Origin of the sequence: Micromonospora sp. NPDC093277, assembly GCF_044765245.1 — a bacterium.
Classification (GTDB): domain Bacteria; phylum Actinomycetota; class Actinomycetes; order Mycobacteriales; family Micromonosporaceae; genus Micromonospora.
In genome coordinates, this window is sequence record NZ_JBIWJO010000005.1 from 296,051 (window position 1) to 310,078 (window position 14,028).

The window sequence follows — 14,028 nt, forward strand, 5'->3', positions numbered from 1 at the left end:
GTTCCCGTAGCTGGTTCGTCGAGGTTGGTTCCGGCGCTGCCGTCGATGTCTGGACCGCGAGATTGAACACATCCGGCGACGGCGGTGGCAGACGGCATACCCGCAGCTCCGCTAGCGTGCAGGTCGAGCAGGGACACGATTCGGCCGAGCAGTCGGAGGGTATCGGGTGCGGGAATTTCCTACCGATTACAACGACCATGCCGGCGGTTCCGCCGCCCCGACCCGGCGCCGGAAGCGCCGACGCCACCGGTTGCTGATCTTCCTCGCGGTCTTCACGTTGCTGGCCGGCACCGGCCTGCTCGCGGGCGGCTACTACTTCGACCGGGTGCCCACGCCCACCGACCTCAAACTTCCCGAGTCGACGACCGTCTACTACGCCGACGGTCGCACGGCGATGGCGAAGCTGGGCGCGGAGAACCGCACGATCGTTCCGTACGACCAGATGAACGACTCCGCCAAGCAGGCCATCGTGGCGGCCGAGGACCGCACGTTCTGGACGAACAAGGGCATCGACTTCAGCGGCGTGCTCCGCGCCGCCTGGTCCAACCTCACCGGCGGGCAACGGCAGGGTGCGTCCACCATCACCCAGCAGTACGCACGGGTCGCCGCCGACCTGCGCGGGGTCACCTACTCGCGCAAGCTGCGCGAGGCGGTCATCGCCTGGAAGCTGGGCGACAAGTACAGCAAGAAGGAGATCCTCGGTTTCTATCTGAACACCGTCCCGTTCGGGCGGGGCGCGTACGGGATCGAGGCGGCCGCGCAGACGTACTTCGGCAAGACGGTGCGCCGGGACGCGCCGCCGCAGCAGCAGCTGACCCAGGCGGAGGCGATGGTGCTCTGCGCGATGGTGAAGCAGCCCGAAGCTGACCCCGCCGACCCGGAGGGCTCGCCCGGCTACGACCCGCGGCGCAACGCCTTGGCCAAACAGAACTCGGTCGACCGCTGGAACTACATCCGCGACGGCATGGTGAAGCTGGGCTACCTGACGCCCGAACAGGCCGCGAACCTGGCGTACCCCGACACGGTCAAGGAAATCGACCCCAACGCCGGCCAGACGGGGCTGGACGGGCCCAACGGCCTGGTGGTCAACCACGTGCTCGCCGAGCTGCGCCAGACCGAACAGTTCCGGGGCAAGCCGGACGAGATCATCCGCGACGGCGGCTACAAGATCGTCACCACCATCGACAAACGGGTCCAGGAGGCGGCCGAGGCCGCCGCCGACATCCGTCGCGACACCGCCCCCGAGGCGGTCCGGGATCAGCCGAAGAACTGGCAGGCCGCGCTGGTGGCGGTCGAACCGGGCACCGGTCGGGTGCTCGGCTACTTCGGCGGCAGCAGCGGCACCGGCGCCGACTACGCCGGCTGGTACTACGACGAGAACGGGCACGCGAGCGGGTTCGGCCAGCACCCACCGGGCTCGTCGTTCAAGGTGTACGACCTGGCTGCCGCCGTGCAGGACAAGATCTCCGTGAAGCAGCACTTCGACTCGCCGGAGACCAAGGAGTTCCCGGAGTCGGGGCGGACCAAGGACAGCTCGGCCGGCCCGATCCGCAACGCCGAGCACGCCGCCTGCCAGCCCGACTGCGCGCTCTGGGAGGCGACGGTCGCCTCACTGAACGTCACCTACTTCGAGTTGACCGAGAAGCTCGGCACCGCCAAGGTGATCGACATGGCGAAGCAGGCCGGGGTCGACTCGATGTGGGCGACCGTGAAGGGCAACCCACAGCCGCAGCGGGTGGACCTGCGCGACAAGTCGGCCGAGGAGTCGGCCAAGCGGTTCTCCACCGAGGTCGGCATCGGCCAGTACGGCATCAGCGTCCAGGACCACGCGAACGGGATGGCGACCTTCGCGGCCGGCGGCAAGCGCGCCGAGGCCCACTTCGTCCGCTCGGTGACCAAGGGCGACGACAAGTTGTACACCGAGCAGCTGGAGCAGAGCGACATCGGGCTGAACGAGGAGGCGATCAACCAGCTCGACTGGACGCTGCGCCGGGTGAAGGCCGCCAAGCTCGACAACGGCTGGGACTCCGCCGGCAAGACCGGCACCTGGCAGGCGGGCCAGAGCACCACGCAGAACGTGCACACCTGGATGGTCGGCTGGACCGGTGCCCTCGCGGCAGCGGTCTGGCTCGGCACCAGCGACGGCAAGCCGCTGAAGACGAAGGACGGCAGCTACCAGGTGTTCGGGTCCAACGCCCCCGCACCGATCTGGCGACAGTTCATGGAGCAGGCGACCGCGGCGATGAAGCTCGACCCGGACAAGTACCGGTTCAGCGACCCGAAGTTCCCGGACGACGCCCCGCCGCCGGCCACGAGCCAACCGGCACCGACCACGTCGTCCCGGACCGCTTCGCCCCGGCCGACGCCGAGCGAGACCCCGTCGGACTCCAGCCCCAGCCCGAGCCCGAGTGATCCGCCGACACCGCCGCCCACCGGGTCGCCCTCGCTGAGCCCGCTGGCGACCCTGTCGCCGACGCGGACCAGGGGACCGCGGTGACCACCGGGAGGCGCCACCATGCCCGGTGAGCTGCCGGAGCTGATCGTCCCGGATGCCGCCGCCTGGCGGCGGTGGCTCGGTGAGCACCACGCCGACCCGGACGGCGTGTGGCTGGTGCTGGCCAAGCGCGGCGGCACCGGCCCCACCACCGTCAGCTACGACCAGGCGCTCGACGAGGCCCTCTGCCACGGCTGGATCGACGGCCAGGTGAGGAGCCGCGACGAAGCCACGTACCGCCAACGGTTCACCCCACGGCGGGCACGCAGCCCCTGGTCGGCGCGGAACGTCGGCATCGTCGGGCGGCTGCTCGCCGAGAACCGCATGCATCCGGCCGGCATCGCCGAGGTGGACCGCGCCAAGCGCGACGGCCGCTGGGACGCCGCGTACGCCGGTCAGGCCACGGCGGAGGTCCCGGCGGACCTCGCCACCGCACTGGCCGCCGAGCCCCGGGCCGGGGCGATGTTCGACATCCTCACCGCCCAGAACCGGTTCGCCATCCTCCACCGGCTCGCCACCGCCAAGCGCGCCGACACCCGCGAACGCCGGATCGCGCAGTTCGTCGCCATGCTGGCCCGTGGCGAGACCATCCATCCGCAACGCCGCACGCTCGGCGGCCCTGGGGCGGGGCCGGCGGAACCCTGACCGGTGGCGCGGCCCGTCGGGTCAGGAGGCCAGCACCAGCTCACGCAGCTTGCCGTCGAGGGTCGGCGCGTCGACTCCACCCGGCCACCCCCGCAGCAGCGCACCACCCTTGGCGACCACCACCACGGCCGGAGGCTCGCGGACCGCGTACGACTGCCCGATCCCGCCGTCGTCGTCGACCACGACCGGGTACTCCACCCGATGCTCCCGCAGGTACCGGTGCAGATCGTCGGGCTTGTCCTCGCCGGCCACCCCGACGAAGACGACCCGGTCGCGGTAGGTACGGGCCAACTCGCTCAGGGCGTCCTGCCGCTGCTCGCACTGGGCGCACCAGGAGCTGAAGAAGACGAGCACGACCGGCCGGTCGGCCCACAGGTCGGCGAAGGTGACCCGACTGCCGTCGGTCAGCGCGCCGGTGACGGCCGGCGCGGCCGGCACGCCGGACGGGGCCGGTCGGAGGGCGAGCCCTTCGGGCGCCGGGCCGGGCAGGGCCGCGGCACCGCCCGGGACCGGTTCCGGTCGTGCCGGGGTGCCGTCGGAACAGGCCGCCGCGGCGAGCGCCGCGACCAGGGCCAACGTTGCGGCAGCCAGGCCGGCCGCGTACCGGCGGGTCACGACGGGACCACCGCGACCAGCGCGGGGCCCTCGCTGCTGTTCGGGGTGAGATCGATCGGCGGGTGGCCGTCGACGACCAGCCGGTAGGCGTCCCGGGCGGCCAGGTTGACCGGCACCGCGAACTCGCAGTACGTCGGCACGCGCGCCACCTCCAGGTCTTCCGCGAACGTCGCCACCGACGTGCCCGACGACAGCGAGCCCTCGGCGAGCGTGTGGCCGGCGGCGTCGGTCACCTGGAACGGCGCGCGGTTGTGGAAATGGGTGTAGGGGCCGGTGCCGGCGCACGGCTCGCCCTCCGGCCGGATGTTGATGTCGCGGACGAGCACCCGCACGGTCATCGCCGACCGGGACTCCTCGGCGCCGCCGCAGCCGGTCAGCGCGCCAGCGAGCAACGACGGCAGCGACAGCACTGCCAGCAGGCGCCGCATCGGTCCTCCCAGATCGTCGTGAGGTGGAGCCCGGGGCGGTGCGGCGAACGGTCCGCACCGCCCCGGGTCATCGGGTGGATCAGCTGATCAGCGCCCGGGGTCGCTCGACCCGGCACTGGCTGGTCACGGTCTTGCTCGGGTCGCTCACCGAGGTGGCGGTGAGCTCCACCAGGGTCGTCGCGACCGCGTCGGCGGAGGCGCCGACCGAGACGTTGACCCCGGTGGTGTCACCGAACTTGGCCACGGCCAGCTCGTTCGGCAGCTCCACCTTCCAGCCCTTGCCGGGCACGGTCGCCGAGAGCTTGTACACGTCGGACGTCAGGTAGTCGCTGGCGTCCTCCGGGTGCGACTGCTCGCCGGCCACGTACTTGCCGGTGTTGGTCAGGTCGAACGTGCAGAACGCACCCTCGCCGGTCGGCTGGCCCCGGGTGATCAGGGAGCCCTTGGACAGCGCCACGCCGTGCGCGCTCGGGCCGGCGCCGTCCAGCGAACGGACCGCGACCGTGTACGACAGCACCCCGGCGGCGTCCCGGCGGAGGTTGAGCACGTAGAAGTGCAGCCGGTTGGCCTCGTCCACGTACTCGTACTCGCTGCCGGAGTTGGCGCCGGCGTGGAACAGCGCGTCGGACAGCTGCCGGTAGTCACCCATGGTGATCTTCTGCGGGGTGCCGTTCGGCTGGTAGAAGTCGACCATGTCGATGTCCTGCGGGTTGGCGTCGACCACCCACACGAACGGCGCGCTGTCGGCGTTCTTGGTCTTGCTGAGCAGCACGCCGCTGTCCGGGGTGAACGAGTCCGCGCCCATCCGGTCGACGACCTCGACGGTGTAGTTGTTGTAGTTGCCGCCGTCGCACAGCGGGTTGGTGTTGACGGTGCAGGCCGGCGAGAGGTCCCGGTTCATGGCGATGTTGAGGCCGGTCAGGCCGTCCCCGGCGTCCACCGCGCGGGCGGTGACGTCGGCGACCACCAGGCCGGAGGTGGCCAGGCCCTCCCGGGACAGCCGCAGCACGTGCTCCTCACCGAGGAGCTTGATCTTCAGCTTGTCCCGCAGCATGTGCAGCGAGCCCATCGAGCCGCCGTTGACCGGCGGGATCTGCCAGCGGGTGTGGGGCCCGCCCGGACCGTTGAACGAGCCGCGCGACATCATGCTCCAGATGCCGGTGTACGCGCGGCGCAACGGAACGCCGTACGGGTTGTTGTAGTTGTCCCCGATGTTCAGCAGGTGGGTCAGCTCGTGGGCGTAGACGCCCATGCCGGAGCTCTCCGCCTGCGTCGAGGAGTTGCCGCTGGCGTTCGGCCAGATGGTGGCGGCCGACTTCCAGGAGGTCCAGTCGACGTACCGGGTCTTGGCGTAGTTGGGCAGGTTGGGGTCCGGCGGGCCCCAGGCGTCCGGCACGTCCTCCTTGGTCTGGAACATCATCTGGCCGAACTCCTGCCAGGTCGAGGACTCGTCCTGACCGGCGGAGAGGATGAAGATCAGCTCGAAACTGCTGGCCACCTCCTCGCCGACCGCCGCGCGCCAGGCACCCAGCCCGTCGGTACGGATGTTCCGGTTGCACGTCTCCCCGGACGGGCAGGCGCCGGGGTTGAAGCTGTTGTCGATGCCGTACTGGTACGACTTCGACGGCATCTTGTACGGGCCGAAGCCGGTGAGGTCCACGCCGTACTGGCCGTTGGAGTCCTGCATCCAGTACTCGTGCAGGGTGTGTCCCCGGTTCAGCTCGTTCGGCTTGTTCAGGAACTCGCTGTAGAACTGCGCGACCTGGTCCCGCTGCACGTTCGTCGCGGTCGACTGCGGGTTGCCGAAGACCGACGACTGCGGAGCCTGGGTGATGACGAACGGCTGGTCCGAGTAGTCGAGCGTGACCAGCGCGATCTTGAAGTTGCGGACCGACCCACGCATGGTGGGGTCGGCCCAGTTCTTGTTGGGCACCGGGACGAAGTCGTCCCAGGTCATCGTGTCGGGGTTCTGCCAGTGCTGCGCATCGATCGCCTGGAACGGGGTCAGCCCGTCCGGCGGAAGGCTCGGTGCGGCAGCGGCCGGCCCGGCGGATCCGGTCGCGACCACGGCGGTCGCGACCGCAGCGGCCAGCACCGAACGCCACACCGCGCGCCTGGTGGGCAGAAGGTGCATCGGGTCACCTTTCAGGTCGGGGGCTCGGGAGGGTGGAGGCGATCGGAGCCGGGCGGAGTCGCCGTCCGGCATGATCACACCCGAACCGAATCTAGGAGCCGGTCGATGCGGTGGTCACCGTGCAGATGTCGGCAGGTGGACCGGCCGCTTCCGACACGTGCAGGAGGCCCGCCGACGCGGACCGTCACAACTGGGCGTCGGCCCGCAGCGCCCGCCGCAGGTCCCGGCTCAGCCGCGCCTCGGTCTCCGTCGGCAGGGGTCCGCGGGGCGGCCGGCACGGACCGCCGTACCGGCCGACGAACCCCATCGCCAGCTTGACGACCTGCACCACCTCGGGCCGGGAGTCCCAGCGGAGCAGGGGGTGCAGCTGGGCGTACAACGGCAGCGCCGCCGCCAGGTCCTGCGCGGCGCACAGCCGTTGCAGGCGGCGGGAGAGCCGGGGCAGGGCGTTGGGGCTCTTCCCGATCCACCCGGTCGCGCCGCAGACGGTCAATTCCAGCAGCACATCGTCGGCGCCGACCAGCACGTCGAGGTGGGGGCACAGGTCACGGACGTGGTGCAGCCGGCGTACGTCGCGCTCGCGTACCGCCACGACGCCGTCGGTCTCGGCGACCCGGGCGAGCAACTCCGGCGTCAGGTCTACCGTGGTTTCGGCCGGGTCGGCGTACACCACCACCGGAAGCCCGACGGCGGCCACCTCGCGGTAGTGGGCGACGACCTCGCCGGCGGTGCCCGGGTGCCCGACCGGGGGCGGCGCGAGCACCGCCTGGGCGCCCGCGGCCTGGGCCTGCTCGGCCCAGCGCCGTGCCTGCCGGCTGCCGTACCCGCCGACCCCCGGCACCACCGCGCAGCCGCTCGGCACGGCCTCGACGGCGGCGCGGACCACGTCGGCGCGCTCGCCGTCGGACAGGGACCGGTACTCCCCCAACGAGCCGCACGGCGCGACTCCCTGGCAGCCCTCGTCGGTGAGCCACCGTACGTGTTCCTGGAGCTGGTCGTAGTCGACCGACAGATCCGCCCGGAACGGCGTGGGGATGGCGACGATGACGCCCTGCCAGGGCCTGGTTGCGGCCACGACGTCCCTTCCCGGACACTCCGTTCGTGCGGGCGTGCCCAGCGAGAGGACGACCCACCCTGGCCCGTTGGGCCGGCAACCGCACACGTTAGGGGGGTGACCTCTCGCGGTCTTCCGACAGATGCCGAAACCGCCGAGGCTATTCCGGGTACGGATGTTGCGGTGAGGTTACGGGGATTGCGCCATCAGGCCAACATCATCGAAGGTAGGCCAACCGTCCTACCAGCACATATCCAGTCCGAGCCGAGCGGAGACAGCGCCGGAGCGGGTTGGTGTCCGGGAGAATCGCATGCGCATGGAGCTGCAACGCATCGTCGACCGGGTCGCGGCACGGGTCAAACGACCGGCCCTGATCGAGGACCGGCGCCAGCGGGTCGTCGTCTACAGCGAGCACACCGGGGTGATCGACGGCGTACGCCGCAGCTCGATCCTGCGCCGGCACACCACCCCGGAGGTGATCGCCTGGGCGCGGGAGATCGGGATCATGGAGGCCCGGGAGCCGGTGCGCACCCCAGCCTCCCCCGAGCTGGACCTCCTCCCCCGGGTGTGCGTGCCGATCCGGCACCAGGACCTGCTGCTGGGCTTCGTGTGGTTCATCGACGAGGCCGAGGGGATGACCGATGATGACATCTCGGTGGTCACCGAGGCGATGTCGGACCTGTCGCTCGCCCTCTACCGGGAGAACCTGCTCGGCGAGCTGACCTCGCAGCGGGAGGCGGAGGCGACCCGCACGCTGCTCGTCGAGTCCCCGGAGTCCCGCCGCGAGGCCGTCCGATCGCTGCTGACCGACGGCCTGCTCGGCACCGACGGTCAGGTCACCGCCCTGGTCGCCCAGCTCGTCGTGGCCCCGGACGATGCGCTCGACGACGAGGCCCGCATCGCCCTGGAACACGCGCTCGTCGCGACCCGGCAGTGGATCGGGTCGCGCGAGACGCTGCACCTGGTCCGGCACGACCACGGGGTGCTGCTGCTCTGCGGAGGCCGGAACGCCGTCCGGGTGGCCGCGGAGGACGCCGCCGCGCAGCTCGACCAGGCCCTGCGCGGGGCGACTCGGGGACTGGCGTCGGTGGCGCGCACCGTCCTCGGCGTCGGCGACACCCGACCCCGCCTCTACGACAGCGTGCTGTCGTACCAGGAGGCGTTCCAGGCGGCCCGGGTGGGCGTCCAGCTGCCGGCGCTGGGTCCGGTCGTCCCCTGGTCCGAGCTGGGCATCTACCGGCTGCTCTCCGGGGTCGACGCCCGGCACCTGGACGTCGCGCGGGTGCATCCGGGGCTGGGTCGCCTGCTCGGCGATGAGACCCAGCAGGTGCTGCTCGAAACCCTGGAGACCTACCTCGACCTGGCCGGCAACGCCCACGCCACCGCGGAACGGCTGCGGCTGCACCGGACGACGTTGTACTACCGGTTGCAGCGGGTGGAGCTGCTCGCCGACACCGACCTCAAGGACGGCAACGAACGCCTCTGCCTGCACCTGGCGCTGAAACTCGGCCGCCTGACCGGCCAGTACCAGCCGTAACCGGCGCCCGGACAGGGGGCGACGAGGCAGGTGTGGGACGCCGGGTGCTCCGACGTCCCACACCTGCGCGGAGCCCTACAGGCCAGCCGCCGCGGCCGCCTGCCGGCCGCCGACCACCGGCAGGGTGATCCGGCTTCGGTCGAAGTGAACGGTGATGTTGGCCCGGTTCTGCTTGGCCCGGCTGCTGAAGCCGGAGTACGAGCCGAGCAGGACCACGCCGATCTGGTTGCCGGTCTCGAAGACGTAGTCCTCGGGCAGCAGGTTCAGGTCGACCTCGGTCTTCTGCCCGGGCACCAGCGGCGTCGACACGGACAGCGAGTCGAGGTTGAGGCCGTCGATGATGCCCTTGGTCACCAGCTCCTGCGGGCTGGTGATCACGGTCTTCTCCACCTTCTTGTAGCAGGCGTCCTCGGCGAAGCCGCCCCAGTTGGCCGTCTCCCCCCAGCAGTCCTCCTGCGTCAGCGTCCGGACGCCGTCACCGGCGGTGCTGAAGCGCTCGCGGCTGCCATAGTCGACGAGCAGCCCGGCGAAGCTGGTGTCCTCGCCGTCGACGGTGGCGTTGATCCGGACGATCGGGGTGCCCGAGATGTGCAGGGGCGCCTGCAACGGCGCGGAGAGGAACACCAACCGGTTCTGCGTGTTCGCCGCCGGGTCCGACGGGTGGCGGATGGCGTTGGCCTGGGTCATCGTCGGCGTGTCCTGGAAGCCGGCCTTCGCGTTGCCGGGACCGGAGTGCAGGGACAGGCCACCCGCGTTCCCGGTGGCCGGCGCGGTGAGGAACACCTGGGTCGGCTGGGTGTTCGGCAGCGGCCAGGTGCGTGCCGTCTCCCAGACGTCCGGCGCCCGCTCGATGTCCACGGCAGGCTCCCGCATGATTCCGTTGTCGATGCCCTGCAGCCAGAAGTCGAACCAGCGGTGCAGGGTGTCGACCCACTTCGTGCGGCGGAAGTCGAACGGGTCGACGTGGCCGGTGCCGGTCATCCACAGCTTGCGCGGCACGCCCTGCGCGCCCAGCGCGTCCCACCACTTGCTGAAGTGGTCCGGGCGGACGTTGTCGTCGTTGATGCCGTGCACCACGAAGACGCTGGCCTTGACCCGGTTGGCGTGCGGCACGTAGTCGCGTTCCGCCCAGAACTCGTTGTAGTCCCCGGTGGTGTCGTCCCCGCCCTGCCCGAGGGCCGTCCGCACCGGCGCGCAGTACGCCCGACGGTTGGCGTCGGTGACCGTGTTGGCCAGGCTGCCCGAGTAGTTGTTCGCCCGGGTGACCAGGCCGTTGCTACGCGAGTAGTCGTACCAGCTCGAGATGGCCGAGATGGGCACGATCGTGGTCAGCCCGTCCACCCCGCTGGCCGCCGCGGCGTTGGCCAGGGTGCCGTCGTACGACTTGCCGATCATGCCGGTCCGGCCGTTGTGCCAGTCGGCGACGACCGTCCGGCCGGCGGCGTCGAACCCGGGCCGACGCCCGTTGAGCCAGTCGATCGCGGTCGGCGCGCTGATGTTGTCGGCCTCGCCACCGGTGACCGGGCAGCCGGTCGAGTTGTTGGTGCCGATCATGTCGAGCAGGATCACCGCGTAGCCACGCGGGACGAAGTAGTTGTCGTAGAAGAGGGGCCATTTGTCATTCAGCCCGTCCCCGTCGACATCGCCCTTGCATTCGCTCTCGTTGCCCCGACAAACCGTCGAGTAGTAGGGGCTGGCATCCATCACCACGGGAACCTTGAGCCCGTTCTCGCTGGCTCTCGGCCGGATGATGTCCATAGCCACCACGTCACGCGCACCGTCGCCGTCGGTGTCGACGTCGGAGGTGACGAAAATCCGTTCCCGAACGGCGTCGGCGTACCCGAAAACAGGTTGGGTGACACCATTCTCGATCGTCAACCCGGGGCGTTCGTCGGCGCCCGGCCGGGCCAGCGCGCCGGTCGCCGGCAGGCCGGTGACCGCCACCGCCAGGGCCACCACCGAGGCGCGCCAGGCAAGTCTTCCTCTTCGCATCCGCGTGCTCCTTTTCCCCACAGCGCCCGTCGACCTGCAGGTCTACTCTCTCGCCCGGCATAGACATGGGTCACCGCCGTAACGGTCGCACCGAACCTACGGACCGACGCGCGGGCAGGTCATCGGACACCTGTGGAAGATGGTCGCCGCTGGCTCCTACGCCTGTCGCACGGCCGCCGGAGCCACCGCGCCGGTGGTCGCACGGATCGACCACCGGACCGTCGATTCAGGAGCGATCCATCATTGACAGCCGGATGAAGATGCGTTCAGGATTGGCCAACCGCCACTCTGACCGCCCCACCGGACGCTCACCGATGTGAATTCACACCTGCGGTCCTCCGTTCGCCGCACCGGTGGCGGTAAACCGACTCCGTCAGCCCTAGTCCGTTGGTCGCGCCAGGCGTCCGCAGCACGCGGGTCTCGAATACACCGATCGTCGCGGGCCGCAATTCCCGCACCCATCGTCAGAAGGGGAGAACATGCGAATGCCGAATTCCGGTGACCGCCGTTGGCGGGCACCGGTCGTCGCGGTCGCGGCCGTCTCGGCCGTGCTCCTGGTCAGTCCGGCCTCCGCCGTCACACCAACCGCGGACGGCGCCGGCCAGAACATCGAGCTGAACCGGCTTCCGGACGAGGAGGCGAGCGTGGTGGAGGTCCTGCTCGCCGACAGCGCCGAGCTGGACAAACTCGTCGCCACCGGCGTCGACCTCGACCACGACGTGACGCGCACCGAGGAGGGCATCGTCGCCCACGCGGTGGTCACCCCGAGCGAGGCGGCGGCCCTGCGCGCCCGGGGCTACCGGCTCGGCGAAACCGTCTTCCAGCCCTCCGACTCCGCGGAGCGGGTCGCGGAGCGCGAGGCGACCATCGCCGCGCACAAGGCGGAGAACCAGGCCTTCACCGCGTCCCTGGTCGCCTCGGACGCCTCCGACGTCAAGATCATCCGTGCCGACTACTACACCTCCGGCACCGACCAGATCCTGTCGGTCGAGGCGAAGTGGGCCCAGGGCCAGACCTCGACCAACGCGCTCACCGTGGTCCGGGACAGCGGCCCCGGCACGGCGCTCGGCTCGGGCGGCACCCAGAACATCTCGCGTTTCGTGGACGCCGGCGTCTACATGTACCACCGGGGCGCCTCGACGGTGACGACCCGCCCGGACCGGATCCAGATCACCAGCCCGACCGGCGGGGTCGCCGTCGCGCAGGTGAAGGAGTGGCTGCCGATCCCGGCCGACGACCCCGAGGGCCCGGGCTACCAGAAGGACTTCGTCAGCAGCTACCTCACCCCGACCGAGCTGTACGACCGGGTCCACCAGCTCGCCGCCGAGTTCCCCGGCCTGGCCGAGGTCGTCGAGCTGCCGTACAAGACGAACGGCTACCGCCGCAAGGCACAGGCGGTGCTCGGTGCCGCGAACGCCAACCGGGTGGCGGTCGACTCGCTGGCCTGGGGGCACGAGGGCGGCAACGACATCTCCGTCGAGCTGGTCAACCCGGGTGCCGCCAGCCGTCCCCTGTCGGTGACCGTGACCGGCAAGGACATCCGGGTCAGCCTGGCCACCAACGCCAGTGGTGCACTGACCAGCACCGCGGCCCAGGTCGCCGCGGCGCTGAACGCCAACGCCGGGTCGATCGTCCGGGCGTACACCTACCGCGGTGACGCCGGAGCCGGTGTGGTCGCGGCCGCCGCCCGGACCGGGCTCACCGACGGCCTGAAGGCGCCGGCCAGCGTCTCCCGCGACCCGCAGCCGATGTACGCCATCCGGATCGGCAAGCACCGCGACGGGTCCCGGATGGGCGTTCTCGCGTACGCCCAGGAGCACGCCCGTGAGTGGGTGCCGCCGCTGGTCGCCATCGAGACCGCCGAGCGACTGCTGCGCAACTACGGCCACGACGGCCGCACCAAGCAGCTGCTCAACAACCTGGACATCTGGATCGCCCCGTCGATCAACCCGGACGGCGGCCACTACTCGTTCTACGACTACGCCTCGCAGCGGAAGAACATGACCAACCACTGCCCGCTGACCGATGCGGCCGACGCCCTCGGTCGCAACTCGTGGGGTGTCGACAACAACCGCAACTACACCGAGTACAGCCTGTTCGACGGCTACTCGGGCGCGTCCAGCAGCTGCACCAGCGGCACCTACGCCGGGCCCAGCGAGCTGTCCGAGCCGGAGGACAAGAACCTCGACTGGCTGGCCCAGCACAAGAACATCAAGTTCTCGATGAACCTGCACTCCTCCGGCAACTACTTCATGTGGTCGCCGGGGGCGTACACCACCCCGGACCGGATCTCGGCCCCCCGGCCGACCCTGGCCGAGGAGTCGTTCTTCTGGGGGGCCTCGTCGCGGATCCTCACCGCGATCAAGCGGCACCGCAACATGGCGGTCACGCCGGCCCGGACCGGCCCGATCTCCGACGTGCTGTACTCGGCGGCCGGTAACTCCGGCGACATGCTCTGGTACAAGTACGGCATCTACGCCTGGAACTTCGAGGTCGGCACCTCGTTCCAGCCGGCCTGGAACGAGGCGCACGCCGAGACGATGGAGTTCTCCAACGGCCTGGTCGAGCTGATGCGGGTGGCCCGGGACTTCGACACCGACCACCAGCGGCCGAAGAGCGGCCTGTCGGTGACCGCCAGCAACACGCCCGGCATGGTGGACGTCACGTTCACGGTGAGCGAGCCGGCGGCGGTCTTCTACACCCTCGACGGCAGCGCGCCGACCTACTCGTCCACCCTGTACGCCTCCGCCGGCGTCCGGGAGGGCGGCGAGACGGTGACCCTGCCGGCCGGAACGAAGATCCACTGGTTCTCGGTGGACGCCGCCGGCAACGTGGAGAACAACTACCGCGCTGACGGCACCGGCAAGAACTACCAGAAGGGCAGTGCCGTACTGCCCACCAGCTGACGGAGATTGACCCGGGTGCCGGGTACGGCGGCTCACGCCCCGTGCCCGGCACCCGACCGTCTGCGACACTGACGAAAGAACATGCGTCCCGCACAACCGCAACTGTGTGATGCTTCCGCCCGTGACGAGCGAGCACGAGGACTGGACACGGTGGCGCTGGTCCAAGCGCTTCGTCAATCACGCCCGTGAACTCCACCGCCGCCCTGGTTGCGACGGCGAGATC

General features: G+C 70.5%; 9 protein-coding genes. 4 read left to right on the forward strand and 5 right to left on the reverse strand.

The annotated features are described in order from the left end of the window. Window positions 1-166: 166 nt before the first annotated feature. Window positions 167-2,497, forward strand: coding sequence for a transglycosylase domain-containing protein (locus ACIRG9_RS13810; protein WP_402854755.1), 2,331 nt, complete (start codon window positions 167-169; stop codon window positions 2,495-2,497). A gap of 18 nt (window positions 2,498-2,515) precedes the next feature. After that, window positions 2,516-3,139, forward strand: a complete 624-nt coding sequence (locus ACIRG9_RS13815; RefSeq protein ID WP_402854756.1) for a YdeI family protein — start codon at window positions 2,516-2,518, stop codon at window positions 3,137-3,139. Window positions 3,140-3,160: 21 nt separating this feature from the next. Here ACIRG9_RS13815 and ACIRG9_RS13820 read toward each other — a convergent pair whose 3' ends face one another. The 4 genes from ACIRG9_RS13820 to ACIRG9_RS13835 all read right to left on the reverse strand — a co-directional run bounded on the left by ACIRG9_RS13820 (window position 3,161) and on the right by ACIRG9_RS13835 (window position 7,391). Continuing rightward, window positions 3,161-3,754, reverse strand: coding sequence for a TlpA family protein disulfide reductase (locus tag ACIRG9_RS13820; RefSeq protein WP_402854758.1), 594 nt, complete (start codon window positions 3,752-3,754; stop codon window positions 3,161-3,163). Further along, on the reverse strand, window positions 3,751-4,182 hold the full coding sequence (locus ACIRG9_RS13825; RefSeq protein ID WP_402854760.1) for a hypothetical protein: 432 nt from the start codon (window positions 4,180-4,182) through the stop codon (window positions 3,751-3,753). Before ACIRG9_RS13825 ends, ACIRG9_RS13820 begins: the two co-directional genes overlap by 4 nt. Window positions 4,183-4,261: 79 nt before the next feature. After that, on the reverse strand, window positions 4,262-6,316 hold the full coding sequence (locus tag ACIRG9_RS13830) for a M6 family metalloprotease domain-containing protein (protein WP_402854762.1): 2,055 nt from the start codon (window positions 6,314-6,316) through the stop codon (window positions 4,262-4,264). Window positions 6,317-6,500: 184 nt separating this feature from the next. Next, the gene (locus ACIRG9_RS13835; protein WP_402854764.1) at window positions 6,501-7,391 is read right to left on the reverse strand and encodes a dihydrodipicolinate synthase family protein; all 891 of its coding nucleotides are present in this window, start codon (window positions 7,389-7,391) and stop codon (window positions 6,501-6,503) included. A gap of 289 nt (window positions 7,392-7,680) precedes the next feature. On the opposite strand from ACIRG9_RS13835, the gene ACIRG9_RS13840 reads away from it, so the two are divergent. Then, complete coding sequence (locus ACIRG9_RS13840) at window positions 7,681-8,907, forward strand: PucR family transcriptional regulator (protein WP_402854766.1); 1,227 nt, start codon at window positions 7,681-7,683, stop codon at window positions 8,905-8,907. 75 nt (window positions 8,908-8,982) lie between these two features. On the opposite strand, the gene ACIRG9_RS13845 is transcribed toward ACIRG9_RS13840, so the two are convergent. Then, a complete protein-coding gene (locus tag ACIRG9_RS13845) occupies window positions 8,983-10,899 on the reverse strand; it encodes a Xaa-Pro dipeptidyl-peptidase (RefSeq protein WP_402854768.1) in 1,917 nt (638 codons plus the stop codon). Between the two features lie 479 nt (window positions 10,900-11,378). On the opposite strand from ACIRG9_RS13845, the gene ACIRG9_RS13850 reads away from it, so the two are divergent. Next, window positions 11,379-13,805: a M14 family metallopeptidase gene (locus tag ACIRG9_RS13850; protein WP_402854770.1), complete on the forward strand. Its 2,427-nt coding sequence runs from the start codon at window positions 11,379-11,381 to the stop codon at window positions 13,803-13,805. The last annotated feature ends 223 nt before the right edge of the window (window positions 13,806-14,028 follow it).